The 23917-nt window shown below is 68.2% G+C and carries 22 protein-coding genes; 9 read left to right on the top strand and 13 right to left on the bottom strand.

Going from position 1 to position 23917, the window contains the following annotated elements; translation table 11 throughout:
- Window positions 1-141: 141 nt before the first annotated feature.
- Window positions 142-1149, top strand: coding sequence for a UDP-glucuronic acid decarboxylase family protein (locus F0U60_RS46935; protein ID WP_395810367.1), 1008 nt, complete (start codon window positions 142-144; stop codon window positions 1147-1149).
- 10 nt (window positions 1150-1159) lie between these two features.
- Here F0U60_RS46935 and F0U60_RS46940 read toward each other — a convergent pair whose 3' ends face one another.
- Window positions 1160-2878 carry a cellulase family glycosylhydrolase gene (locus tag F0U60_RS46940; RefSeq protein ID WP_395810369.1) on the bottom strand — a complete coding sequence of 573 codons (1719 nt, stop codon included), beginning with the start codon at window positions 2876-2878 and terminating at the stop codon, window positions 1160-1162.
- A 216-nt stretch (window positions 2879-3094) separates the two neighbouring features.
- Here F0U60_RS46940 and F0U60_RS46945 point away from each other — a divergent pair, with 216 nt between their 5' ends.
- On the top strand, window positions 3095-4882 hold the full coding sequence (locus F0U60_RS46945; RefSeq protein WP_395810371.1) for a hypothetical protein: 1788 nt from the start codon (window positions 3095-3097) through the stop codon (window positions 4880-4882).
- Here F0U60_RS46945 and F0U60_RS46950 read toward each other — a convergent pair.
- Both F0U60_RS46950 and F0U60_RS46955 read right to left on the bottom strand, forming a co-directional pair.
- On the bottom strand, window positions 4870-5757 hold the full coding sequence (locus F0U60_RS46950) for a beta-xylosidase (RefSeq protein ID WP_395810373.1): 888 nt from the start codon (window positions 5755-5757) through the stop codon (window positions 4870-4872). The genes F0U60_RS46945 and F0U60_RS46950 overlap by 13 nt on opposite strands.
- Window positions 5754-6608, bottom strand: a complete 855-nt coding sequence (locus tag F0U60_RS46955) for a TIGR04290 family methyltransferase (protein ID WP_395810375.1) — start codon at window positions 6606-6608, stop codon at window positions 5754-5756. Before F0U60_RS46955 ends, F0U60_RS46950 begins: the two co-directional genes overlap by 4 nt.
- 244 nt (window positions 6609-6852) lie before the next feature.
- Between F0U60_RS46955 and F0U60_RS46960 the strand changes: the two genes are divergently transcribed.
- A complete protein-coding gene (locus F0U60_RS46960) occupies window positions 6853-8154 on the top strand; it encodes an inositol-3-phosphate synthase (RefSeq protein ID WP_395810377.1) in 1302 nt (433 codons plus the stop codon).
- A 10-nt stretch (window positions 8155-8164) separates the two neighbouring features.
- Window positions 8165-8575 carry a DUF1622 domain-containing protein gene (locus F0U60_RS46965; protein ID WP_395810379.1) on the top strand — a complete coding sequence of 137 codons (411 nt, stop codon included), beginning with the start codon at window positions 8165-8167 and terminating at the stop codon, window positions 8573-8575.
- A 12-nt stretch (window positions 8576-8587) separates the two neighbouring features.
- Here F0U60_RS46965 and F0U60_RS46970 read toward each other — a convergent pair whose 3' ends face one another.
- The 5 genes from F0U60_RS46970 to F0U60_RS46990 all read right to left on the bottom strand — a co-directional run bounded on the left by F0U60_RS46970 (window position 8588) and on the right by F0U60_RS46990 (window position 15036).
- Window positions 8588-9163: a hypothetical protein gene (locus F0U60_RS46970; RefSeq protein ID WP_395810381.1), complete on the bottom strand. Its 576-nt coding sequence runs from the start codon at window positions 9161-9163 to the stop codon at window positions 8588-8590.
- Window positions 9160-9408, bottom strand: a complete 249-nt coding sequence (locus F0U60_RS46975) for a hypothetical protein (protein ID WP_395810383.1) — start codon at window positions 9406-9408, stop codon at window positions 9160-9162. The genes F0U60_RS46970 and F0U60_RS46975 overlap by 4 nt, the downstream gene beginning before the upstream one ends.
- Before the next feature lie 66 nt (window positions 9409-9474).
- Window positions 9475-10782: a cation:proton antiporter gene (locus tag F0U60_RS46980; RefSeq protein WP_395810385.1), complete on the bottom strand. Its 1308-nt coding sequence runs from the start codon at window positions 10780-10782 to the stop codon at window positions 9475-9477.
- 16 nt (window positions 10783-10798) lie between these two features.
- Window positions 10799-13471, bottom strand: a complete 2673-nt coding sequence (locus F0U60_RS46985) for a TIGR02266 family protein (protein ID WP_395810387.1) — start codon at window positions 13469-13471, stop codon at window positions 10799-10801.
- A 179-nt stretch (window positions 13472-13650) separates the two neighbouring features.
- Window positions 13651-15036 (bottom strand): SBBP repeat-containing protein, encoded by a 1386-nt coding sequence (locus F0U60_RS46990; RefSeq protein ID WP_395810389.1) that lies wholly within the window; start codon window positions 15034-15036, stop codon window positions 13651-13653.
- Window positions 15037-15307: 271 nt separating this feature from the next.
- Here F0U60_RS46990 and F0U60_RS46995 point away from each other — a divergent pair, with 271 nt between their 5' ends.
- The 3 genes from F0U60_RS46995 to F0U60_RS47005 are packed head-to-tail and all read left to right on the top strand — an operon-like array spanning window position 15308 to window position 19326.
- A complete protein-coding gene (locus F0U60_RS46995) occupies window positions 15308-16339 on the top strand; it encodes an AAA family ATPase (RefSeq protein ID WP_395810391.1) in 1032 nt (343 codons plus the stop codon).
- Window positions 16340-16348: 9 nt separating this feature from the next.
- Window positions 16349-17227, top strand: a complete 879-nt coding sequence (locus F0U60_RS47000; RefSeq protein WP_395810393.1) for a DUF58 domain-containing protein — start codon at window positions 16349-16351, stop codon at window positions 17225-17227.
- A complete protein-coding gene (locus F0U60_RS47005; protein WP_395810395.1) occupies window positions 17224-19326 on the top strand; it encodes a BatA domain-containing protein in 2103 nt (700 codons plus the stop codon). The genes F0U60_RS47000 and F0U60_RS47005 overlap by 4 nt, the downstream gene beginning before the upstream one ends.
- Window positions 19327-19366: 40 nt before the next feature.
- Here the strand turns inward: F0U60_RS47005 and F0U60_RS47010 are convergent, their stop codons facing one another.
- From F0U60_RS47010 to F0U60_RS47020, 3 genes are all read right to left on the bottom strand, one after another.
- Complete coding sequence (locus F0U60_RS47010) at window positions 19367-19972, bottom strand: hypothetical protein (RefSeq protein WP_395810397.1); 606 nt, start codon at window positions 19970-19972, stop codon at window positions 19367-19369.
- Window positions 19973-19989: 17 nt separating this feature from the next.
- Window positions 19990-20256, bottom strand: a complete 267-nt coding sequence (locus tag F0U60_RS47015; protein ID WP_395810399.1) for a hypothetical protein — start codon at window positions 20254-20256, stop codon at window positions 19990-19992.
- Window positions 20257-20512: 256 nt separating this feature from the next.
- Window positions 20513-20905 (bottom strand): response regulator, encoded by a 393-nt coding sequence (locus F0U60_RS47020; protein WP_395825750.1) that lies wholly within the window; start codon window positions 20903-20905, stop codon window positions 20513-20515.
- Between the two features lie 379 nt (window positions 20906-21284).
- On the opposite strand from F0U60_RS47020, the gene F0U60_RS47025 reads away from it, so the two are divergent.
- Together F0U60_RS47025 and nagZ are read left to right on the top strand one after the other, a co-directional pair.
- A complete protein-coding gene (locus tag F0U60_RS47025) occupies window positions 21285-21677 on the top strand; it encodes a CocE/NonD family hydrolase C-terminal non-catalytic domain-containing protein (RefSeq protein WP_395810401.1) in 393 nt (130 codons plus the stop codon).
- Window positions 21678-21766: 89 nt separating this feature from the next.
- The gene (nagZ, locus tag F0U60_RS47030; protein WP_395810403.1) at window positions 21767-22876 is read left to right on the top strand and encodes a beta-N-acetylhexosaminidase; all 1110 of its coding nucleotides are present in this window, start codon (window positions 21767-21769) and stop codon (window positions 22874-22876) included.
- 28 nt (window positions 22877-22904) lie between these two features.
- Here the strand turns inward: nagZ and F0U60_RS47035 are convergent, their stop codons facing one another.
- Both F0U60_RS47035 and F0U60_RS47040 read right to left on the bottom strand, forming a co-directional pair.
- The gene (locus F0U60_RS47035) at window positions 22905-23306 is read right to left on the bottom strand and encodes a hypothetical protein (RefSeq protein WP_395810405.1); all 402 of its coding nucleotides are present in this window, start codon (window positions 23304-23306) and stop codon (window positions 22905-22907) included.
- A 72-nt stretch (window positions 23307-23378) separates the two neighbouring features.
- Window positions 23379-23810: a hypothetical protein gene (locus F0U60_RS47040; RefSeq protein WP_395810407.1), complete on the bottom strand. Its 432-nt coding sequence runs from the start codon at window positions 23808-23810 to the stop codon at window positions 23379-23381.
- Window positions 23811-23917: the final 107 nt, after the last annotated feature.

Raw genomic sequence — 23917 nt, forward strand, 5'->3', positions numbered from 1 at the left:
TCCAGCCGTGAACAGGAGAACGTCGCCGCTGCCTTCTGACGGACGCGGCCGGCGCCCGGTCCGTAGGAAAATCAACGAAGGGTCTAGGGGGGTCATCGACCGCCGCTCCCTCGGCCCGGTGCCCGGCCCCAGCCTACGCACATGAATCGATTCCATGGGAAGCGGGCGGTCGTTCTAGGCGGAGCGGGCTTTCTCGGATCTCACCTGTGCGAGCGGCTGCTCGCGGATGGAGCCTCCGAGGTCATCAGTGTCGACAACTTCATCACCGGTGATGAGCGCAACCTCGCCGGGCTCCGGATGAACAAGCGCTTCGTGTCGTTGCACCACGACATCACCGAGCCGTTCAGCTTCAACGGGCCCGTGGACTTCGTCTTCAACATGGCCTCGCCGGCCTCCCCCATCGACTACGCGCAGCTTCCCATCGAGACGCTGCGGGTGGGCTCCCTCGGCACCGAGAATGGGCTCAGGCTGGCGCAGCAAAAGGGCGCGGTGTTCCTCCAGGCCTCCACCTCTGAAATCTATGGAGACCCGCTGGTGCACCCGCAGCGCGAGGACTACTGGGGCAACGTGAACAGCGTCGGCCCGCGCTCTTGCTACGACGAGGCCAAGCGCTACGGAGAGGCCATCGTGGCGGCGTACCGGCGCGTGCACCGGGTCCGCACGCGCATCGTGCGCATCTTCAACACCTACGGGCCGCGCATGCGCCTCAATGATGGGCGCGTGGTGCCCGCCTTCGTGGGACAGGCGCTCCGGGGCGAGGACTTCACCATCTTCGGAGACGGGAGCCAGACGCGCTCGTTCTGCTACGTGTCGGATCTCATCGACGGCATCGTGCGGCTGGCGCTGTCGGACGTGGAGGAGCCAGTCAACATCGGCAACCCGCGCGAGATGACCATCCTCCAATTCGCGGAGGCGGTGCGCGAGGCCATGGGAGGCGAGAGCCGCATCACCTTCAAGCCGCTGCCCAAGGACGATCCCAAGCAGCGCCAGCCGGACATCACCCGCGCGCGCACGCTGCTCGGCTGGGAGCCCCGGGTGAGGCTCGAGGACGGTCTGAGAGAAACGATCTCTTACTTCCGCAGCGTGGCTGAGCGCCCGAGCCCCACACGTCAGTCCGAGACGCTGGCGGACGCGGGCCCCTCTCTCTGAGCGACTGACCTCAAGGCACGGCGGGCAGGGCCTCCACCACGCCCGCCACGTGCCGCACAAAGCCAGGCAGGCGCAGCACGAGGCCCTCCTGCTGCGCCGTCAGCTCCTCTGTTGCGAGCTGCTCGCCCGTCACGTCGTTCCACCAGGTGACTCGGTACTTCCCGGAGGGCGCGCCCATCCGCACGGTGGCGTCCCGCACAGGGGAGCCGTAGCCCTTCTCCGCCCCCAGAATCCACAGCGCCCAGTAGCCAGAGCGTCCGAGCACCCAGGCCCGGGTGCCCTCGGGTGTGGCGAGCGGGGCGAGCTGCGGGTGGAGCGGCGGCGACAGCGACAGCCTCGACAGGAAGTCCGACAACACTCGGAAGTGACGGCCCCGCTTGGGCGTCATCAGCACATCCGAGTCGGCGGTAAACGGCGGCGCGCTGTGCGCCAGCACTCCTGCCCCCGAGAAGGTGGCACTCCAGATGCCCACGTGGGTGTGGTCGAACGTCTGGGGATCATCCAGGCCGTAGCCGAACTCGCCACAGAGGACAGGTTTGCCGTAACCCCAGCTCTCCGCGACCTTGCGTGTGAACTCGGCCGCCAGCGCGTGGACCTGGTAGTACTCCTTGCCGTAGAGGTGCCACTGCAGGACGTCGTTGTGCGGGCTGGCGTACCAGGGGCGCTCGTCTCCCTCAGACTCGTTCCAGTGCAGCCCCACGGAGCCCAGCGTGACGAGGTGGCCATACGGGTCCGCGGCATGCCATACCTCCGCCATGTGCTCGCCCCAGGGAATCCAGAACTCCTCTCCGTTATTGCCGTCCCACTCCGGCTCGTTGAGCAGATCCACGGCGAGCAGGTGCGGGGAGTAGCCATACCGGTCAAGCACGTAACGCAGCTTGCGTTCCGCGAGCACGCGAATGTCCGGACGCTCGAAGAAGTCGATGGGAGTCTCCGCGGGGCCTCCACGCTCGGTGCTGTAGGGGTTGTCCTCCCAGCTCTTCCACGTCTCGCCAGGCGTGAACCCGACGGCGAAGAGCGTGAGGATGACGTAGAGGCCGTGCTTCTCGGCAGCCTCCAGGATGGCGTCGTACTGCGCCGCCACCTCCGGGTCGAAACGTCCAACCTGGGGCTCCAGACAGCCCGGCTGCGGCCCCGGCTGAGGCTCCTCGCGCTCGCAATCGGTGAAGATGAAGATGCGCAGGGTGTTCATCCCGTGACTGGCCATGTAGGCCACGTACTCGGGTGCCGAGAGCTGGTTGTAGTTCCACGTCGGGTCGTAGAGGTTGAAGCGGTTCTCCCCGAGTGGGAGAAAGGGTTTGCCGTCCTCCCACGCGAGCTGGTGCGCGGAGCCAGCGCCACGACGCACGAAGCCTCGCCGGTCGCTCCGCCGCACCCGGAAACCTCCCGAGGACACCTCACGCAGGCCGGAGCCTCCATCCGCCCGGATGACGTAGCGGTATTCACCCGTCTCTTGTGGGGTGAAGCGCACGCGGAAGCCGCCCCCGACAACGGCGAAGCCCCCCACGGTCACGACCTCACCGGAGGGCGCGGTGAAGCGGGCCTCGATGCTCACATCATCCGGGTGACGCGTGCGCTCCGGCAGCTCGAAGCCGACCTCGAAGCGCGCGAGGCGCTCCACTTCGGGAAGTGCCCCCTGGGAAGGAGCAGACAGCGTGCGAGGTGCGGCACAGGCCACCAGGGTCAAAAGCGCAATCGGAACCAGCCGGAGGAACGGGCGAGGAGACATGACTTCTCTGGGCGCAAAGGTCCGGCGGCAGTCTGCGTCCAGCCCCTGCGCACGCTCGCGACTTGTCGCATCCACTGTCCACCTGACGACCAGACACCAGGCGCCCGCATGAGTGCCTGCCTACCGACCGCGCACTACACGACACCGAACCGCTCCAGCAGGGGCCTCCTATCTTCCGGGGAGCAAACCGCAGCCACGAGGAGGGGAAACAACACCATGCTCGTCTACGGAGACCATGAGCGCGAGGTGAGACCAACCGAGGTGCTCGCGGCTCTCCGTGAGCGCTTGCGTCAACTCGACACCCTGCCCACGGGCATCGTCCGTCACGCCGCGCTGGTGTCCCTGTTCATCGAGGCGGGTGAGCTCGCCCAGGGTCTGCTCGATGCGGATTTCGCCGCGCAGCGTCAGGACGAGCTGAACCCGCGGAGCACGGCGTGCCTCGCGCTCCCACTGGCCCTCGCGCGAGCGATCCGCTACTCCCACTCGAGCGGCTTCGCAAGCTACAGCCCCATCCCGGACGAGGTGATCGACACGCTCGAGCGTCTGGAGCTCCCAGAGCGGGTCACCGTCAAGATGCCCGAGGGCTACGCCTACTACGCGCTCTACCCAGAGCTGTATTTGGAGGCCGCGCGCTCGCTCCGGTTGCTGCCGCGTCCTCCCGTGGTGATTGGCATTCGCAGCATTGGAACGGGCCTCTCGTGCCTGGTCTCGGCCGCCGCGGGAACAACCACCCCGCCCGTCACCGTCAGGCCAGGAGGCCATCCCTTCCAGCGAACCCTCAGTCTCGGCCCCGAGCTCGAGCGCAAGCTCCTCGCCGGAGCCAAGGAGTCGCACGTCGCCATCGTGGACGAGGGGCCCGGGTTGTCGGGCAGCTCCTTCGGCGCGGTGGCGGACTTCCTCGAGGACCGGGGTGTCCCCGAGGACAGGTTGCTCTTCTTCCCGAGCCACGCAGGTGAGCTCGGGCCGATGGCCAGCGAGCGACACCGGAAACGTTGGGCTCGGGCGCGCCGGTACACGGCCGACTTCGATGCGCTCTTCGTCCACCCCAGCGACACCCGCGCGCCCCTCGTCGACTGGGTTGAGGACGTCACCGGCACCGCTGTCGGTCCGCTCGTGGATGTCAGTGGCGGTGCGTGGCGACGCAAGCACTTCCCAGACGAGCGCACCTGGCCCGCGGTGCACATCCAGCAGGAGCGGCGCAAGTACCTCCTCCTGACGGCGCGCGGAACGTTCCTGCTCAAGTTCGCCGGCCTTGGTACCTACGGAGAGCGGCGCCTGGCGCGCGCACGTCAGCTCTCGGATGCGAGCCTGACACCGCCCGTCGAGGGACTGCGACACGGCTTCCTCATCCAGCGGTGGCTCGAGGGGGCGAGGCCCCTTCCCGTCGCACGCGGGCTGGACCGCGCGGAGCTCGTGGCGCGCGTGGGGGCCTACCTCGGCTTCCGCGCTCGGCGGTTCCTCTCCGAGCCCGGGCGAGGCGCCTCACTCGCCAAGCTGCTGGAGATGGCCCGCTACAACACGGCCCAGGTCCTGGGCGACGGGTACGCCGAAGCGCTCGGTGTCTGGGCGCCGCGCCTCGAGCGGCTCTCCGCCGAGGTGCGCCCAGTGGAGACTGACAACAAGCTCCATGCGTGGGAGTGGCTCGTGCTTCCGGACTGCCGACTCCTCAAGACGGACGCGGTGGACCATCACGACGCGCACGACCTGGTCGGATGCCAGGACGTGGCCTGGGACGTGGTGGGGGCCGCCGTGGAGCTCGGGTTGGATCCGGCGGAGCAGTCCATCCTCGCCGAGTACGTGGAGCGTGCGAGTGGCCGCGCCGTCAGCGCCGCGCTCATGGACTTCTACCGACCGTGCTACCTGGCCTTCCAGCTGGGCCACCATGTCATGGCGGCCTCGGCACTGGAGGGGCTCGTCCCGGAGGAGTCCGCGAGACTGCGCCGGGCCGCGGAGCGCTACACCGCGCTGCTGCGCGACCCGGCACCCACTTCCTACTTCGCGTAGCGCCGCGTCATGCGCGCGCAGAAGTCGGCGAACTCCTCCACGTTCCGGGGTGGGCTCGTGTGGTGGTCAACCATGCCGCACGACCCCGGGGTGAAGCAGTACGTGAGCGTCAGGTCGAAATCCTCAAGCGCGCTCATCTGCCGGTCGAACCAGGCCTCGTAGTTGGGCCGGTGGCTGTCCGCCCAGCTCAAGCCCGTGCGCAGCTTCTTGACGCCCAGCTTCTTGAGCCACTTCACCGCGTCATCCAGCCGGTGGTCCTCGAAGTGGAACCACTGGCAGATGCCCATCTCCGGCGTGTAGTCCGCGAAGTGGCGCAGTGCGCGCTTGGGCGTGCCGTCCTCCTTGAGCAGGCCCATGTAGAAGTGCCGGTAGTACGACGAGCCTTCCGCCTCACGGTGGCGCGTGGTCGCCGGCCAGGCCTTCGGGAGATCATAGAGGCTGTACCAGTGGATGCGATCCACCTTGCCGAGCAGCAGCTCCGCGGTGCGCCGCAGGCCGAACTCCTGCACCTCCTCGGCGCCGAAGGTGGAGACGCCCACCTCGGTCACCCACACCGGGTGGCGTGACGCCGCGCGGATCTCCGCGATGCGCTCCGGCCACTCGTGGATCTGCCAGTGGTTCCAGTCGAGCGGGAAGCCGTGCACCGCCACGACGTCCACCTCGTCCAGCGCACCCTGGTCGCTCATCCGGCGGATGAAGGCGGGATCAATGGGCGAGATGCCCCCGAGGACGCGGGTGAGCTTCGGGTTCTCCGCGCGCACGGCTTCACCGGCCAGGCGCACCATGCGCGAGAAGACGCTCCAGTCCTTGTCGATCCCAAAGTCCCAGTGGGACATGTTGTTGGGCTCGTTCCACAGCTTCACCGCTTCAATCATTGAATCGTCTCCGGGTGCGCAACGGTGGTGGTGCTCAAGGTCTGGCGCGGATAGGCCGCGCCCCACTTGCCAGTACGCTTGCCGCGCCGGCAGATGTAGACCTCGTTCGAGGGGCGCTCGAGGATGTCGAAGCCCGCCGAGCGCAGCATCGCCTCGGTGCAGGCCCGATTGGGCGCCCACCAGTTGGTCCAATCCCCCGCGTATTCGTGCTCGATGAAGTGCATCTTCGGGTAGTCCGGCCGGTCGAAGATGGAGCGCTCGGTGATGGGATAGTCCGGGGCGAACTGGCCCACCTGCTCGCTACCGCGCTCCATCGTCTGGAAGATGAGCAGATCCTTCACGACGTTCTCATACAGCAGGTCCAGCGCCAGCAGAGGGTGGCGCAAGTGGTAGAGCACACCCATGAACAACACGACGTCGAAGGTCTCGCCCAGCGAGCCCACGTCGTAGATGTCCATCTTGTGCAGCTCCACCTCCAGGCCCGTCACCTCGGAGGCAAAGCGGGCCTGGGCCAGGTAGCGCTCGTCGGAGTCGATGCCCACCACGCGCGACGCGCCGCGCCGCTTCATCTCGAGGCTGTAGAAGCCTCCGTTGCACCCGATGTCGAGGACGGACTTGCCCGTCAGGTCCCGCGGAAAGGCGTGCTGGAAGGTCTTCCAGAAGACGGAGGGGAAGTCGCCCAGGAAATGTCCCGGAGCCGTCCGGACTCCCTTCAAGTCCAGGTTGTGGAACCATTCACCCAGAGAGCGCACCCGCTGCTCGATCTGTTCACTCGACATCTCACCCGGAGCCATCAACACCTCGGAAGCTGAATCCGTGCCGAGGGTGCACAGCGACGCCAGACTTTCCAAGAGAAGGCGAGTCCATCCAATCGGACACGTCACGCTGTGGACATCGTCCCGAGGAGTAGTGTCCCGCGAGCAGAACATTGCCCTGGCGCTATTGGCCCACGGGACGAGTGGCGACCTGGTCGACGAGTACTTAAGCCTTAGACGAGCACATGGGGGTGGGGATGCGGGTGTGGTGGTTCCTCTCCCAGCACGTCTTCCGACCCGGCAGGGCAATCCGAGTGTCGGTACAACTAGCGAGGAACAGATGAAACGACCAGACGCGATCCGCCCGCCCGAAGGGAAGCTCGCCGTCCTGCTCCCCGGGATGGGAGCTGTCTCCAGCACGTTCATCGCGGGCGTGTTACTGGCGCGCAAGGGGCTGGGACTTCCGGTGGGTTCGCTCACGCAGATGGGCAGCATGCGCGCGGGCGGGAAGCAGGTGCGCATGAACGAGTACCTGCCGCTGGCCCGGATGGATCAGCTCGTCTTCGGCGGCTGGGACATCTTCCCGGACAGCGTCTATGACGCGGCCATCCACGCCAAGGTGCTCGAGGCCTCGCAGCTCGAGCCCGTGCGCGAGGAGCTCGAGGCCATCCGCCCGATGAAGGGCGTCTTCTATCCGCAATACGTGAAGCGCCTGCACGGCACGCACGTGAAGGAAGGCGCCACGAAGGCGGACATGGTGGAGCAGGTGCGCGCGGATATCCGCACCTTCCTCCGCGACAACAGGTGCTCTCGCGCGGTGGCGGTCTGGTGCGGCTCCACCGAGACCTATGTGGCGGCCGACCAGGTGCACTCCTCCCGCCGCGCCTTCGAGGCCGGCCTGCAGAAGAACGACCCGGCCATCACCAACTCGCAGATCTACGCCTGGGCCTGCCTCCAGGAGGGCGTGCCGTTCGCCAACGGCTCCCCCAACCTGGCGGTGGACTTCCCGGCCGCCGCGGAGCTCGCGCGTCTTCACGAGGTGGCGCTCGCCGGCAAGGACTTCAAGACGGGCCAGACGCTGATGAAGACCGTCATCGGGCCCGCCCTGAAGGCCCGCATGCTCGGCGTGCGCGGGTGGTTCTCCACCAACATCCTCGGCAACCGAGATGGCGAGGTGCTCGACGATCCGGAGTCGTTCCGCTCCAAGGAGCTCACCAAGCGCGGCGTGCTCGATGAGATCCTCGATGCGAGCGCCAACCCGGAGCTCTACGGGGAGATCTTCCACAAGGTCCGCATCGAGTATTACCCGCCCCGCGGCGACGCGAAGGAGGGCTGGGACAACATCGATCTCTTCGGGTGGATGGGCTACCCGATGCAGATGAAGATCGACTTCCTGTGCCGAGACTCCATCCTCGCGGCGCCCATCGTGCTGGACCTGGCGCTGCTGCTGGACCTGGCGCAGCGCGGTGGCTGCATCGGCACGCAGGACTGGCTGAGCTTCTACTTCAAGAGCCCCATGACGGACCCGGGCCGCTCTCCCGAGCACGACCTGTTCGTGCAGAACATGAAGCTCAAGAACACGCTGCGCGCGCTCATGGGCGAGAAGCCCAGCTGCCCGCCAGGTGCCGAGAGCTACGACTGAAAGGCTCCCTATGGAGTTTACGGAGTGGGTCTCGCTGTCGGCGCGCCTCTTCGAGGGCGCCGGCGTGGCGGTCATGGTGGTGGGCACGATCGTCTCAATCGTGCTCGTGCTGTTCCACTACCGCCGCGGGGGCGGTGAGCACGCATTCCGTAGCTTCCGGGAGAAGGTCGGCCGCTCCATCCTGCTCGGGCTGGAGCTGCTCGTGGCCGCGGACATCATCCGCACCGTCAGCGAGGAGCCCACGCTGCGCGGCGTGGTCGTGCTCGGGCTCATCGTGCTCATCCGCACCTTCCTGAGCTTCACCCTCGCTGTGGAGCTCGAGGGGCACTGGCCCTGGCGCAGCGCGGAGATTCGAGGCGTACACCGGCAGGTCGGGGAAGCACCCCAGCCTCCCGAGCAGCATCCGCCTCGGGGGCACTGAGGCAGGTACTACCTACCCGGCCTCGGCCATAGCCCGCGCGAGCAAATCCTGCGTGCCGAGCTGGCCAGCCCACTCCCGCAGATATGCGCTATCGAGCGTTCCTGCGGCAAGGCGGAGGATCTGCACGACATCTCGCCACTGGGTGCTGGAAACCTCTCCTCCCTCCCGGAACCACAGCAGCTTGCGCAGTACGGAATCCTCGGGGCTCTTGATGTAGAGCCCCCTGCCATCGGATGTCAGCACCACCCGGCGGCGGCGAGAGAACTCACTCCTGTCGAATGCACCTGGACGCAACAGGAAGACATCCACCTTCGTCACCGTCGGCAGGTGGAAAATGTTCCAAGAGGCTCGGCGCATGACGGCGTCCCGCAGCGCCTCCGCATCGACCTCGAAGTCACTCCCCAGTGCCTGCCTCAATGGCTCAACCTGGGCAGGCTGGAGGTCCACGACGAAGTCGATGTCGTTGGTTGCGCGCGGCTCCCCCTGCAGGGAGCTAGCCAGGCTGCCTCCGAGGAAGTAGCCCGCCTGCACCTGCTCGAAGGCCTCGGCGCACAGGAGTGCAACCTGAATGACAAACGGCTCGCTCATGGCAACAGGGCTGTGTGTGCGCCGAAGAGGCGGCGAGCCACCTCGCGACCATAGAGGCGCTCGGCCAGTCGAACCCGCACCTCGGTCTCATCTGCGTTGGGAAAGCGCTGGCGGATACCCACCTCCGCCATCCATCGCGCTGCCTGTGTCAGCGCAGCCGCCTTGCGGAGTCGCTCCGCCGGAGACTGGGCGCGCAGCAGCTCGAAGTACCGCTCACGCTGCCGAGGTTCGGTGTCCTGATCCATGTCTGAAAGAATAGCGCCACTCCCACCGTCCTGCTCTCTCCACAGCTGACGCTTTTCTCGGGAAGGTCACCCGCTCGACTCCTGTGACTGTTTCTCCTCGTAGCGCTGCATCAAGGGCGTCACCGAGATGCCGTGCACCATGATGGACACAGCCACCACGGTGAGCACGAGTGGCACGAGCTGGCGCGCCAGCGACTCCTCCACCCCATGGGTGAGGGCATAGAAGAGGTAGTAGAGCGAACCAATCCCTCGGATGCCGAACCAGCCCATCATCCAGCGCTGGGGACGTGAGGTGCGCGTTCCAACCAACGTGAGGAGCACGGCGGCGGGACGGATGCCCAGCAGGAGCAGCGGCGTGAACCAGAGCGCCTCGGATGAAAACGGCAGCCCCGCGAGCAAGAGACCGAGGAGCAGCACAATGCCCACCTCGGCGATGCGCTCGAGCTGCTCGTTGAAGTCGAGCACCGCGTGGGCCATGTAGGCGGGAGCATGCTCCGGATCCGTCGCCGCCTCGTGCTTGAGACGTGCGTGCGCGCTCTTCTCCACGAGCTCCGGCGGCTTTCCCAGGTTTGACCTCTTCTCGATGCGTCGCAGCGCGAACCCGGCGGCGAACACCGCGAGGAAGCCATAGGCGTGGATGAGCAATGCCACGCCATAGGACAGCGCGATGAGTCCCAGCGCCAGGAAGTCGTCGAGCCCCACGGCCTCACGGTGGGTGCGCCGCAGGTAGAGGATGATCCGTCCGATGGCGCCCCCCAACAGCAGACCCACGCCGAGCCCCGCCACTACCGCCCACAGGAGGTCCACCGCCACCCAGCGCCACAATCCCTCGCCCAGGGGGTGCAACCCGAGCAACCCCACGCCGAGCATCACGAAGGGAAAGGCAGTACCGTCATTGAGGCCCGCCTCTCCCGTGAGCCCGAAGCGAAGGGTCTCGTGCCGGAAGGGGCTCTCCACCTGCACATCCGAGGCGAGCACCGGATCCGTCGGTGCGAGCACCGCGCCCAGGAGCACGGCCGCGCCCAGCGGCAGTCCCATCAACCAGACGCCCACGACGGTCACGAGCCCGATGGTGAGCACCATCGTCAAGGAGGCGAGCCGTACGGCGATGCGCCACTCCGGTGCCGTCAATGGCGCCCGCATCTTCAGCCCCGTGGTGAAGAGAGAGATGAGGACCGCAATCTCCGTGAGATGCTCGAGGAGCTTCGCTCTCGCGTAGGGATCCACCCGGCCCAGGCCCAGACGCCCCACGGTGAAGCCCACCACCAGGTAGAGCATCGAGGTGGACAGGGGCAGGCGCTTGAGCACCGAGCCCCCGAGCGCCATGGCGATGAGCAGCGCCCCGACAATGACGAACCAGATTACATCGTGCATGAGGCCCGTGCCCCCGCTACGCCTTGCCCACCACCTTCTTCAGGAAACCCCAGAAGCGACCCGAGCGCTCCTTCAGGTCCTGACCTCGCCGCTCCTCTGCCGCCCGCGCCGCGTCCGACGCCACGCCCAGCCGCTGCCGCAACTCCTCCGGCGTGTAGCGCGTCGCCAACGTCGCCTTCATCTCCTTGCGTGTCGAGTACTCCAGCGCATTCACGTGCAGCACACACTCCGAATCCAGCCGCAGCGTCACCGCCACCCGCACCGAACCCTTCGGGCCCTTCGGCAGGCCCTCCAGCCGCACCGTCCCCAGGTACTCGTTCGCCGAGATGTGCGTGTCCTCGCCCTGGAAGATGGACAGCTCCATCACCTCTTCGTTGTCCCGCGTCGTGGAGATGGCGAACGAGCGCTGCGCTGGCAGCGGCGTGTTGCGCTCGATGACGCGGGTGAACGCGCCTCCGGGCATCGCCACGCCGATCGTCATGGGCAACACATCGATGAGCACCACGCTGCTCACCTTGTCCACCGCGTTCGAGTACAGCGCCGCGCCCAAGGCCACCGCCTCGTCCGTGTTCACGCCCGCGTGGGGCGGCTTGCCGAACACTTCCTTGAGCTTCTCGCGCACCAGCGGCATGCGGCTCTGCCCGCCCACCAGGAGGATGTCGTCGATCTCCCCCGGCCGCATCTTCGCGTCCAGCAGCACGTCGCGCACCACGTCCAGCGTGCGCATCACCATGGGCAAGCACGCCTTCTCCATGTCCGCGCGCGTCAGCGTGACGTGCAGGTCTCGCGGCTGCCCTGCCTCGTCCATCATCAACATCGGGATGTGGACGTCGTAGGAGTTGGCCTCCGAGAGCGCCACCTTCGCCCGCTCGGCCGCGTCCGTCACCCGTGACAGCGCGATGCGGTCTCCCTGGAAGGTCACCTTCTCCTGCTGCTGGAAGCGCTCCAGCAACAGGTCCACCAGCACGTTGTCGAAGTCCATGCCGCCCAGGAAGATGTCGCCTCCCGTGGCCAGCACCTCGAACACGTTCTTGTCGATGCGCAGAATGGTCGCGTCGAAGGTGCCACCGCCCAGGTCGTAGACGAGCACCTTCCGAGTCACCTCGCGGTTGAGCCCGTAGGCCAGCGCCGCCGAGGTGGGCTCGTTGAGGATGCGCTCCACCTTCAGCCCCGCCATCCACCCCGCCCGGCGCATCGCCTCGCGCTGTGGCTCCGAGTAGTACGCCGGCACCGTCACCACCGCGCGCTCCACCTTCTGCCCGAGGTGCTGCTCCGCCAACTCCTTGCACTCGCGCAGGATGATGCCCTGCACCTCCTCCAGCGACAGCACCTTGTCGCCCATCCGCACCGCGGCTCGGCCTCGCGCGTCGGGGACAATCTCGTAGTGGAAGCGCTCGCGCACCTGGTTCACCACCGCGCTGTCGAAGGGGCGGCCCACCAGACGCTTCGCGCCGTAGATGGTCTGCTCCGGGCGCAGCAGCACCTGGCTCTTCGCGCGGTGGCTCACCAGCAGCTTGCCCTGCGAGGAGAGCGACACCACCGAGGGGATGGTGTTGTAGCCCTCGCGCGAGCGCAGCACCATGGGCTTGTTGTTCACCACCACCGCCACGCACGAGTTGGTGGTGCCCAGGTCAATGCCAATAACCGGGCCCTTGCTCTCGATGCTCGCGGGCGGCGTGAGGAAGACGGTGCTCACCTGCCCCGGCGAGCTCTTGGGCTCGGAAGCAAGCGAGGTCGCCGGCTTCGCGGCAACGGGCGCGGGCGCACTCACCTGGGGCTGTGGCGCAACGGCGGGCGCGGCCGGAGTCACGGGCCGAGCCGCGGGTGGCGGAGCCGGCTTCCTCGCGACGGGCCTCTGGGGCTTCCCCGCCACCGGCCGCGCGAACTCGAGCGGCTCGTCGTCATCGGATGACTCCAGCTCGAACTCCACCGCGCTCCCGCGATGGACGGAGGCCGCCGGCTTCGGGGCCACGGGCGCGGGCGTGGCCGCCGCCGACAGGTCCGCCAGGTCGAACTCCTGCATGCTCCCGGACGAGCGTGGCTTCGCGGCGGGCGGGGCCTCCGCCCTCGGGCTCGCGGGCGGAGGCGTGCCGGCGATGAGCTCGTCGATCGGAATGTCGACAGCGGTGATCGGCGGAGGAGGAGGTGGAGCGATGGGCTCGCTCGGGCGGGCCACGGGGGCGGGCCGTGCGACGGGCATGCCGGGGGACACCGGAGACACCGCGGGAACTGCCCGAACCGGAGGCACCACCGGGGCGACCGGCGCCGCGGCGGGCGGCCTCACGGTGGCCACTGGCACGGCGGCCACCGGGGGCGGCGTGTTCGCGGGCATCGTGGGAACCGCCGCGGGCATCGCGCCCTTGCGCTGCAACATCCGCTCGACGAGGGCCTGCGAAGGCTCATCCAGCTCCGTGAACTGAATGCCCATGCCGGGCGGGCCGGACAGGTCCTCGGGGGGCCGCACCCAGCGTACAATGGCCGCGCCCCGCATCACCCGCAGACCATCGGCGATGCGCACCTCGAACTTCACGGGCGTCCCCACCGGTTGCGGCTCGCGTGAACGGATGAACATGCCCCCAGGGCTGATGTTGACGGCGAACTCCTCGACGAAGCTGCCGATGTCCGTGTGCTTGAGCTTTACCAGCAGGCCCACGGCCTTGCGTTCCGTGGTGCGCCGTCCCTGATCCATGTTTCTGACTGTCGCGGGTCCCACTGTCCCGCTCAAGTCTTTCTGTCCTCCTTTGCCTGCCTGCCCGCCGCTCACACGACACAGGTGCGCACATGAGCGCCCTCGGCAGACCTCGCCCTGCGAACCCCTTCAGGTTCTTCGCGCTTTTTGGGAAATCGCAGGGGCTTCGGGCTGGAAGTTCACGGGGTCAGCAGACGCAGGAAGGCCTCCTGGTCCCAGGCATTCCCCGCCCCCGCGCCGCCGTGCCGCTGGTAGCCCGCGAGGGTGACGCCCTGGCCGGGGACGATGCCCAGCGCGGTGCCCATCACCGGACAGTCCCCTTCGGGGCACTCACCAGGAGACAACAGGCGCTGGTCCCGCTGCGTCCCCTCGGGGGCGTACGCGCTCAGCATGCCTCCACAGAGGGCCACGACCTGGCCCGCTTCGTCCACTGCCACCACGGGAGGAGCCGAGGCGGCGCCACAGTCGAGCGGGTGAGCCCAACGCTCGGCACCGTCCGGATCCGCCGCGACGACGAAGGCCCCAGGACCCGAGAGGCGCGTATCGCCCCATGGCAGGGTGTCGCGGAACCCGCCCACCAACACCGCGCCTCCCTCCGGGTTCAGCTTCAGCCCAGTGACGTGGCCATCCACCCCGCGCCAGTCCCTGCCCCACGCGAGGCTCCCGTCCTTCTCGAAGGCGAGGAGCACCAACCCCTGTCCACCCTCGGCCCCGAAGGCGCGACCATCCACCGTGAGTGTCCCCACGAGGCGTCCGGCGAGCAGCGTCCGGCTGGAGGGATCGAGCGCCACCGCGTGCAACTCCGTCCCCTCAGCCACCAGGTCCAGCTGCCGCGTCCAGACGAAGGCCCCCTGGGCGTCATAGTGGGCGAGCACCGGGACATGGCCCTCCGGAGTCCACTCCTCGGCCACGACGAGCACCCCCCCCTCCCCGTCCGCCGCCATTCCGTACACCTTCTGGCCCGCGCGCCGCTGCCAGAGGGGCTGGCCCTCGCCGGAGAACTTCACCACAAAGCCGTCGGTGGCCGCGCCCAGGCCGAAGTCCAGCGGGTACAAGAAGGCGTTGCCAGAGAGGAAGAGGTCCCCCGAGGGCGAGGCCGCCACGTTCGGCGAGGCCACACGCATCCGCGAGAAATCACGGACCCACCGCTCCGTCCCATCCGGGCTGTACTGCGCCACCGAGAGGCCGCGCCGCTGGCCAGGCACGGACTCGCGATCGTCATCCTCACGAGGCGTGGAGAGCCACACCACGGAGATGTTCCCCAAGCCGTCCACAGCGAGCCCCGTGCCGGAATCATCCTGCGGTCCCCCGAAGCGGTGAAACCAGGACCCCGCCTGGGGCCCGGGCTCCACCGGCTCGGGCACCGCCGTCGCGGGCGGCTCCTCGGAAGGAGGGCTGGGAGGCCTCGAGGCCACCGGCCCCGTCGTCTCACCTGGAGGCAGGTCGGTGGGAGAGGACTCCTGCGGGCCTGGGTCCGCTCCACACCCAGCAACCAGCGCCAGCAGCGCGGCGGGCACAAGCCCCTTCCACAGACGGTTGGTGTGTACTCCTGAGTCCTGGTGCATGCGTTCTCCCCACCGTCGTGTCCGGCCGAGAAGCCTGGAGACACGAACCGGGGGAAGGTAAGGGGGTCATTCCCGTCGGCATCCCCCCGTGCATGGGGTCGTCTGAACCCCCCCGGGGGGCAGGGGGACAGCCTCGGGAGCCCGAGGACGGATGAACGTCCGATGGCAGGAATACGAGGACGCCGGAACGGTTGGCACCCCACGTTCGAGCCGCGCCCCCCTCGCGAACCCCTTGGACCGCGCGCCGCCCGCGATTAAGAGAACGCTTCTCATGGAAAACGCCGCCCCCATTGCCCCGCCGCCCGCTCCGGAAGCCACCCGCGAGGACCTCCAGGCCGTCGAGGAGCTCGCCCGGGCCAAAGCTCAGATCCTCGCGCAGATCGAAAAGCGCGTCGTGGGGCAGCGGGACGTGGTGGAGCACCTGCTCATCGCGCTCTTCGCCCGCGGCCACTGCCTCTTCGTCGGCGTGCCCGGCCTGGCCAAGACGCTGCTCATCTCCACCCTGGCGGACGTGCTCAACCTGTCCTTCAACCGCATCCAGTTCACGCCGGACCTGATGCCCTCGGACATCACCGGCACGGACATCCTGGAGGAGGACAAGGCCACCGGGCACCGCGCCTTCCGCTTCCTGAAGGGGCCGCTCTTCGCCAACATCATCCTCGCGGACGAGGTGAACCGCACCCCGCCCAAGACGCAGGCCGCCCTGCTGCAGGCCATGCAGGAGTACCGCGTCACCGCCGGTGGCCGCACCTACCCGCTGGAGCTGCCCTTCCTCGTCTTCGCCACGCAGAACCCCATCGAGCAGGAGGGTACCTACCCGCTGCCCGAGGCCCAGCTCGACCGCTTCATGTTCCTGGTGGACGTGGGCTACCCCACCGCCGAGGAGGAGGTGGAGATCGTCAAGTCCACCACCGGCGGGTCGCAGCCCAAGCTGGAGAAGATCCTCTCGCCCGAGCGGATTCTGGCGCTGCAGGAGCTGGTGCGCCGGGTGCCGGTGCCGGACCACGTGGTGCGCTACGCGGTGGAGCTGGTGCGCCACACGCGGCCCAAGGAGCCGGGCGTGCCGGACTTCATCGCGAAGAACGTCTCGTGGGGAGCGGGCCCTCGCGCGAGCCAGTACCTGGTGCTGGCGGCCAAGGCGCGCGCCATCCTGAATGGGCGCTTCGTGGCCTCGGTGGAGGACGTGAAGGCGGTGGCCCGCCCGGTGCTGCGCCACCGCGTGCTGCCCAACTTCACCGCCGAGAGCGAGGGCACCACCTCGGTGAAGCTGGTGGACCAGCTCGTCGCACTGGTGAAGGGATAGCGCCCGCGCATGCTGCTGGATGCCCAGACACTGGCTCGGCTCCAGGGCGTGAAGCTGCGCGCCCGCGCGGTCATGGAGGGGGTGCTGTCCGGCCTCCACAAGAGCCCGCACCAGGGCCAGAGCGTGGAGTTCGCCGAGCACAAGGAGTACGCGCCCGGTGACGAGCTGCGCCACCTGGACTGGAAGGCCTACGGCAAGTTCGACAAGTACTACGTCAAGCGCTTCGAGCACGAGACGAACCTGCGCGCGGTGATGGTGGTGGATGCGTCCGCCTCCATGGGCTACCGCAGCGGCGCGCTCTCCAAACTGGACGTGGCCACCACGCTGGCCGGCGCGCTGTGCTACCTGCTGGTGCGCCAGCAGGACGCGGCCGGGCTCGCACTCATGACGAACGGGCGCTTCCAGGACGTGCCCCCGCGCGCCTCGGCCGGCCACCTCAACGTGCTGCTGGACGCGCTCGAGCACGCCACGCCCAACGGCGGCACCCACCTTGTGGCCGCCGCGGACCACCTGGCCGAGGTGCTCCCGCGCCGCTCCTCCGTCGTCGTGCTGTCGGACTTCCTCGACGAGAACCAGGACGCGCTCAAGCGGATTCTCGCGCTGCGCCAGCGCAGGAACGACGTGGCGGTGTTCCACCTGGTGGACCCGGCGGAGCTGACGTTCCCCTTCGATGACCCCACGCTCTTCCTCGACATGGAGGGCCAGGGCCGCATCGAGGTGAACCCGCGTGAAATCAAGGAGAGCTACCTGGAGGAGTTCGGGGCCTTCCTGGCGAACGTGAAGTCGGCCTGCGCGGAGGCGGACGTGGACTACGAGCTGGTGCGCACCGACGAGCGGTTGGACGAGGTGTTGCTGCGCTTCCTGGGGAAGCGGGGGAGGCGCCGGTGACGTTCGCGCATCCGTGGATGCTGCTGGGCGCGCTGGCGGCGCTCATTCCGCTGCTCGTCCACCTCTTCGACCGGCGGCGGCCCCGGCCCCACCCCTTCGGGCCCCTGGCCTTCGTGCTGCGCAGCCAGAAGCGCACCGCGAGCCGGCTCAAGCTCAAGCGGCTGCTGCTGTACGCGCTGCGCACGCTCATCCTGATTGCGCTGCCGGTGGCACTGGCCCGGCCGGAGTGGAAACGGGACGAGGCGGCGGCGGCGGTGGTGAAGGGCCCGGCGGCCACGGCCATCGTGCTGGACGCGTCGCTGTCCATGCGCTGGTCGGACGGCACGCCCCTCTTTGAGCGGGCCCGGGACGAGGCGCGCGACGCGCTGGCGGACCTGCGGCCCGAGGAGCCCGCGACGGTGTTGGTGTGCACGGGCTCACCCCTGCCGCCTGCGGCGCCGAGCTTCGACCGCTCGAGGCTGCGCCAGGTGATTGACGAGGCACAGCCCACGTACGCGGGAGCGGACCTGTCGCGCTGCCTGGACCTGGCGGCGCGCTCGCTGGAGGAGAACCCGATGGCGGGCAAGCGCCTGGTGGTGGTGTCGGACCTGACGGCCGGCTCCATGCGCCTGGAGGCGCCGACTCCGACGGTGAAGGGCCCCACGGGTGAGGCGGTACGCCCCGAGGTGGTGCTGCGCGACGCGGCCAACGGCAAGGACGCGCTGCCCAACCACGCGCTGGTGGACCTGAAGGTGGAGCCCGCGCTGCAGGCGGGACCGCGCGCCTTCCAGTTCACCTTCACGGTGAAGAACTTCAGCGACACCCCGCTGAAGGACCTCGAGGCGGCGGTGCGCACGGCGGACACCACGCTGGGTAAGGGCTTCGTGGACGTGCCCGCTAACGGCACGGCGCAGAAGTCTCTGACGGTGCGCTTCCAGCAGGGTGGCACGGTGGTGGGCCACGGAGCGCTGACACCGGATGGGCTGGCTGAGGATGACCGGCGGGCCTTCGTGCTCGCGGTGCCAAGGCCGCTGAAGGCACTGGTGGTGAACGGCTCGCCCAACCCCACGCGCTACCGGGACGAGGCCTTCTTCATGGAGGCGGCGCTGTCGGCCCCGGGCTCGCCGGTGCAGGTGGCGGTGCGGGACGCGGAGGCCGGGTGGCGCGAGGACCTCGCCCAGTACGACCTGGTGTACCTGCTGAACGCGCCGGCTCCGGCCGAGACGGAGGCGGAGAAGCTGAGGGCCTTCGTGGAGAACGGCGGCGGACTCTTCGTCAGCATGGGCGACCACGTGGACCCGGAGGCGTACAACGCGCGATTCGGAGGTCTGCTGCCGCGCAACCTGCGTTTGGTGCGCACCAGCGTGGAGCGCGAAGACCCAGACGCAGACGACAAGGCGGCGAAGCTGGCGCAAGTGCGGGTAGAGCATCCGCTCTTCGCACCCTTCACGGGCCGGGCTGAGGAGGGCCTGGTGGGGGCGCGCTTCTATCGGTACATGCTGCTGGAGGCGGATGGGAGCGGCACGCCGCAGGGCGCGAGCCAGGTGCTGGCCACGTACGAGGACGGAGCTCCAGCGGTGGCGGTGGCGCGACGTGGGAAGGGCCGGGTAGCGCTCTTCACCAGCACGGTGGACCGCGACTGGAGCGACTTCGCCATCCGCACGAGCTTCCTGCCGTTGATGCAGCGCTTCGCGGCGTACCTGGCGGGCTCGCTGGAGGAGCGTGAGGAGCAGAAGGTCCGCGTGGGCGAGACGCTCGCGCTGAGGCCCGAGGGTACGCAGACGGTATCGGCGGTGAAGGCGCCGGACGGCGCGGAGGTGCCACACAAGGCACAGCCGGACGGCACGGTGCTGGTGGGTCCGGTGGAGCAACCGGGGACGTTCTCTGTGTTGGGTGGAGACGGCAAGCCGGTGAGCGCACTGGCCTTTGCCGCGACGCTCGACCCAGCCGAGAGCGACTTGAGCCGACTGCCGCAGGATGCGCTCTCCGCGCACTTCGGTGAGGAGACGGTGAAGGCGTCGAGCTCGGATGCGGAGCGCCCGCCCGTGCCACTGTGGACGTGGCTCATCGTGGCCGCCGCATTCGCCTTCTTCTTCGAGGGCACTCTGCTGCGCAAGTAACTCCCTCTCCCTCTGGGAGAGGGTTGGGGTGAGGGTCTGCTCACCACCGGTCGTCCGTGAAGAGGCAGTCGATGAGCCGTGCCTCCTTCATCGCGACACAGCGGTATTGAATGTCGGGCACCGGTGTAAAAAGTGTCTCGTTTGGCAGCCGTGGCGCTCCCAGTTCCTCGCATAAGAGACGCACCAGAACCTCTTCGTACTCCCGCGTTGCGGGCACCGGTTCGTAGAAGGTCTGGGAAGGACGCCACCGGTGCTCGGCGATGCGTTGCTTGAAGGAAGTATACGTCGCCGCTACGGGCGCGAAGATGCTCACCAGCCCCACCACGTATCGGAATTCCTCTCCACCTCCTTCTACGGGAACCCTGTCGGGAAGAAGCAACCGCACCCGCCAACAATTATCCGAGATGAGGATGGTCCAATCCTCCACCTTGCACTGAGGCACTTCTTCGCGCAGTCGCGCCAGAAGCGCCTTCCAGCGCTCCTTCCCGGTTTCAGCGGCTGCACTGCGAGCGGCCTTGAGTCGCTGGTACTCGGGCGTCGCACCGTAGCCCGGCTCCGACTCCCAGATGTTCGCCGGGAGGTAATGGTGGACCAAATCGACGAGCTGCGAGGCAGTGGGAAACTCTGACTCTGTACCTTCTGTCATGAAAAGTCCCGGTGATCTCAGGGTAGGAGCTGCTCGATGCGAGAGCCAGGAATCAACAGCTCGAGTTCACGCAGCATCTCGACTTTGAACCGCAAGCACAATTCCGCGGACAGATGGCCTTGCCCGGCCACACGTGCTGCCGCAGCATCCGCGGCCTGTGCAGCCATCCGCTGAGCGAAGCCATCCGTAACGGTTCCGTTAACGTTGCTCTCAGGAACCTGCACTGACAGGTAGCAGGTGACGAAGTCCGGTTCGTCCAGGAAGCGCAAGAGGTTGATGATCAACCGGGCTGCCTTCCACCCACCGGAGCCCTTCCCATCATGGGAAACAACAGGGACGAACTCGAATTGCGATGGCGATATACCGCCCGGCCCACCCGAGATCGAGACGCACGCGGAAGCAGCCAACAGCCCCACGACTGCAACGAGTCGCAAGAAAGCGCCCATCCCAACCCGCCTATCACGCCCAACCCGCTCCACCGTGTAACCGTCAAGTGACGGTGTTCACGGCTGAGCTCCTCTCGCGTGGAGCGAGTGCCCCTCAGTGGGCCTCTGCAGCGACTTGCACGGGGTCTGGGGCCGGCACTGGCTCCTGGATGTTGTCGAGCGCCTGAGCCACGGCATCTTCAAACTCTTCCAGCGGGCAGCTCTTGGAGAGGACGTGGACGCCCGGGATCCGGGGCGCCCGCCTGGAGCTGTGCAGGATGATGGGAATGCCCTCAAGTCCCGGGTCCCGGAGCACGCTGTGGCAGAGCTCGACCCCATCCATCCGAGGCATCATCCAATCCGTCACGATCAGATCCGGTCGCTGCTGATGGGCCTTCTCCAGTGCTTCCATGCCGTCGTGCGCCTGGATGACCTGGTCGCCCATGATTTCCAGCACGTCGGTGTAGAGGTCCAACAGGTCTGGTTCGTCGTCGACCAAGAGAATCATGCTCACGGTGGCAGCCTCTCTTTCCGGAGCGCCTAACCTGAATGGCAATCTCGCGCCCCTCAATTGGGAGGAGTCACCCTCACTTCCGGTGTGATTTCATGGTCAGCCATGACCATTGTCAGCCGCGTCCTCGCGCGTCTCCTGGAATTTCCACCCGCGGACACCCATGACGTCATCGTCGAGCAGGACCTCGCGGTGCCCATGCCCAGCGCTGGCACCTGCAAGCAGGCCGGGGCCTCTCTCCTGCCACGCCCTCGACTTCGGAGCCCGATCGCTACCGCTACGACCCAGCGGACCCGACACCCACCGTGGGCGGTGCGCTCCTGACGAACGAGGCGGGGCCGAGAGACAACCGCCAACTGGAGACTTCTTCGCCCGCGTGTGCGACGTCGACCCCTCGGGCAGGTCCACCAACATCTGCGATGGGCTGCTGCGCCTCGTCCCCGGCCAACCCGCGTCCGAGCCCGATGGCACCTTGCACGTCGTCATCGACCTGTGGCCCACCGCCCACCGCTTCCTCGCTGGCCACCGCCTCCGGCTCCAGGTCTCCAGCGGGGCCCACCCACGCTTCGCTCGCAACACCGGCAGCGGCGAGCCGCTCGCCACCGCGAAGATGCTCGTCCCCGCCGACCAGAGCGTCTTCCACGACCCTGCCCACCCCTCGGCCCTCCTTCTTCCCGTCATGGGCCAAGCCTCCAGCCTGAACCCCCTCCGGCTGGGGAGGCACGGCTGGCCCGCCTGGCTCCCCTCCGGCCCAATGCGGCATTCCTGACGGATGGGCAGGCAGCCGCGTGTGGAGGCGAGCATCCACTGCGCTCTTCCCTCCCCGCGCTCCGGTAGGCGTGAGAAGGTGGGGCCTCTATGAGCAATGCCCTCTACCGAGACTGTGCCCGGCTGTTCATGGTGGGCTTTCCTGGCCCGCGCATCGACGACAACTTCGCCGCGCTGATGGACGACGGCATCTTCGGTGCCATCCTCTTCAAACGGAACGTGGGGACCGCGCAAGAGACGGCCGCCCTGTGCCGCGACATCAAGTCACGCGCACGCCGGCCCTTCATCCTCTCGGTGGACCAGGAAGGCGGACGCGTGGCCCGGCTGCGCGGCGCGCCCTTCACCACCCTGCCCCCGATGCGCGAGCTCGGCCAGCGCGGAGACCTGGCGCTCGTGGAGCGCATGGGACAGCTGCTCGCGCACGAGCTGCGCGCGGTGGGCTTCGACTGGGACTTCGCGCCCGTGCTGGACGTGGACACCAACGCCACCAACCCTGTCATCGGTGACCGCAGCTTCAGCCGCGACCCGGACGAGGTGGCGCGCATGGGCGTGGCGCTCGCCCGAGGCCTGGAGGCCGGCGGCGTGGCTTCGTGCGGCAAGCACTTCCCTGGGCACGGCGACACCACCACGGACAGCCACCTGACGCTGCCTCGGCTCCCGCACGACATGGAGCGCCTGCGCCGCGTGGAGCTGGTGCCCTTCCGCGCCTTCGCCCAGGCGGGGCTCGCCTCGTTGATGACGGCGCACGTGCTCTTCGACGCGCTCGACCCGAAGTTGCCCGCCACCATGAGCCACCGTGTGCTGCACGGCGTGCTGCGCGAGGAGCTGGGCTTCGACGGCGTGCTCGTGAGCGATGACCTGGAGATGAAGGCCATCGCGGACCACTACTCGGTGGAAGAGGCCGCGGTGCAGGGCACGCTGGCCGGCGTGGACCTGTTCCTCGTGTGCCACCAGGCGGACGTGCAGCGGCGGGCCATTGAGGCGCTGGTGCGCGCGGTGGAGTCCGGCCGCGTGCCGCGCGCGCGCATCGAGGAGGCCCACCGCCGTCTGGCCCGGCTCGAGGCGCGCTTCGCTCACGGCCCTGAGGACCGGCTGGCCACGCTCGGCGACGCCCAGCACCGCGCGCTCGCCGAGGGGCTCGCCAGCAGCTTCAACGGGAAGGACCCCACCGAGGTGATGCTGGCGTCCCGTCCGGTCTGACCGTAACGCCGACTGCGACTTCGACTGGCTACTTGGTGGGAACGCCGCCAGTCGGAGTCCGGGTGTTACCGCCCTGCTCATCGGTGCCAGAGCCCGTGACGCCCTGGCCCGTGGTGCCCGAGCCCTGGCTCCCCTCGAGGCCCGCGCCGCCCGTGCCCGCGTCCGTCGGGCCCGAGGTCCCCGCGTCCTGAGTCTTGGCGCCGCCCTTCTGCGCGCCACCGGAGCCGCCGATCCCCTGCTCTCCGAGGCTCACGTCCCCCGAGCCACCCATCCCGCTCTGGTCCTCGAGGCCCGCGCTGCCCGAGCCGCCCGTCCCCATCTCGGGCTGCATTTCGTCGCCCCCGCGATTCGTGTTCGTGCAACCCGGGAACAACAGCGAGGCCGAAGCCAGCGCCCCCACCACCAACCACCTGCGAATGTTTCCGCGCATGTTCGCTCCTCTCTTCCGGGCACCGTCATCGGCAGCCCGGTGAATCCAGATGTGTCCAGGCTTGGATTGGCGCTAACGACTCAGCGGCTTCCGAGGCTTCTGGGTCGCGTCCGCGGGCTCGAGGCTCTCCCCAGGGAGGCTCCGCGCGGCGGGCTCGTCATTCGCCGGCTCGATCATCGTGCCCTCGGGGCCTTGTGCCTCGTACGCAGCGCCGCCGCTGCCCCCCATCCCTTGCTGCCGCTGTTGCTCAAGCAGGGCCCGCTCCCCGGCGTCCAGCGGCAAGCTGCGGCCCGGAGTGCCTTCCGTCTGAGGCGTCCGGGGATCGATGCTGGTTGGAATGTCCTTGATGGTTCCGTTGAAGCCGGCCTGGGCCGGATTCCGGACGAAGCCGGGCGAGAAGGATTCGTTCCCAGGCTGCTGCGCGGACTCACACGCAGAAACCAGCCACGCGGCCGAGGCCAGCGCCCCCACCACCACCCACCGTTTGAAACCTCTGTCGTGCATGTCGTCTCCAGAGACCATGTCCAGCGCTCTCGCCGCTCGCGGGCTGCGAGGGGCGAGCGAGCCGCGTCTTCAGGGATGGCCACCCGGATGCATCCCGGCTACCAAGC

Source organism: Archangium minus, assembly GCF_044360475.1.
Lineage (GTDB): Bacteria > Myxococcota > Myxococcia > Myxococcales > Myxococcaceae > Archangium > Archangium minus.

What these genes read in the sequence shown, in the direction of transcription:
- F0U60_RS46935 (WP_395810367.1), top strand. Translation starts at nt 142, where the DNA reads ATGAATCGATTCCATGGGAAGCGGGCGGTCGTTCTAGGCGGAGCGGGC.
- F0U60_RS46940 (WP_395810369.1), bottom strand. Translation starts at nt 2,878, where the DNA reads ATGTCTCCTCGCCCGTTCCTCCGGCTGGTTCCGATTGCGCTTTTGACC.
- F0U60_RS46945 (WP_395810371.1), top strand. Translation starts at nt 3,095, where the DNA reads ATGCTCGTCTACGGAGACCATGAGCGCGAGGTGAGACCAACCGAGGTG.
- F0U60_RS46950 (WP_395810373.1), bottom strand. Translation starts at nt 5,757, where the DNA reads ATGATTGAAGCGGTGAAGCTGTGGAACGAGCCCAACAACATGTCCCAC.
- F0U60_RS46960 (WP_395810377.1), top strand. Translation starts at nt 6,853, where the DNA reads ATGAAACGACCAGACGCGATCCGCCCGCCCGAAGGGAAGCTCGCCGTC.
- F0U60_RS46965 (WP_395810379.1), top strand. Translation starts at nt 8,165, where the DNA reads ATGGAGTTTACGGAGTGGGTCTCGCTGTCGGCGCGCCTCTTCGAGGGC.
- F0U60_RS46970 (WP_395810381.1), bottom strand. Translation starts at nt 9,163, where the DNA reads ATGAGCGAGCCGTTTGTCATTCAGGTTGCACTCCTGTGCGCCGAGGCC.
- F0U60_RS46975 (WP_395810383.1), bottom strand. Translation starts at nt 9,408, where the DNA reads ATGGATCAGGACACCGAACCTCGGCAGCGTGAGCGGTACTTCGAGCTG.
- F0U60_RS46980 (WP_395810385.1), bottom strand. Translation starts at nt 10,782, where the DNA reads ATGCACGATGTAATCTGGTTCGTCATTGTCGGGGCGCTGCTCATCGCC.
- F0U60_RS46985 (WP_395810387.1), bottom strand. Translation starts at nt 13,471, where the DNA reads ATGGATCAGGGACGGCGCACCACGGAACGCAAGGCCGTGGGCCTGCTG.
- F0U60_RS46990 (WP_395810389.1), bottom strand. Translation starts at nt 15,036, where the DNA reads ATGCACCAGGACTCAGGAGTACACACCAACCGTCTGTGGAAGGGGCTT.
- F0U60_RS46995 (WP_395810391.1), top strand. Translation starts at nt 15,308, where the DNA reads ATGGAAAACGCCGCCCCCATTGCCCCGCCGCCCGCTCCGGAAGCCACC.
- F0U60_RS47000 (WP_395810393.1), top strand. Translation starts at nt 16,349, where the DNA reads ATGCTGCTGGATGCCCAGACACTGGCTCGGCTCCAGGGCGTGAAGCTG.
- F0U60_RS47010 (WP_395810397.1), bottom strand. Translation starts at nt 19,972, where the DNA reads ATGACAGAAGGTACAGAGTCAGAGTTTCCCACTGCCTCGCAGCTCGTC.
- F0U60_RS47020 (WP_395825750.1), bottom strand. Translation starts at nt 20,905, where the DNA reads ATGATTCTCTTGGTCGACGACGAACCAGACCTGTTGGACCTCTACACC.
- nagZ (WP_395810403.1), top strand. Translation starts at nt 21,767, where the DNA reads ATGAGCAATGCCCTCTACCGAGACTGTGCCCGGCTGTTCATGGTGGGC.
- F0U60_RS47035 (WP_395810405.1), bottom strand. Translation starts at nt 23,306, where the DNA reads ATGCGCGGAAACATTCGCAGGTGGTTGGTGGTGGGGGCGCTGGCTTCG.
- F0U60_RS47040 (WP_395810407.1), bottom strand. Translation starts at nt 23,810, where the DNA reads ATGCACGACAGAGGTTTCAAACGGTGGGTGGTGGTGGGGGCGCTGGCC.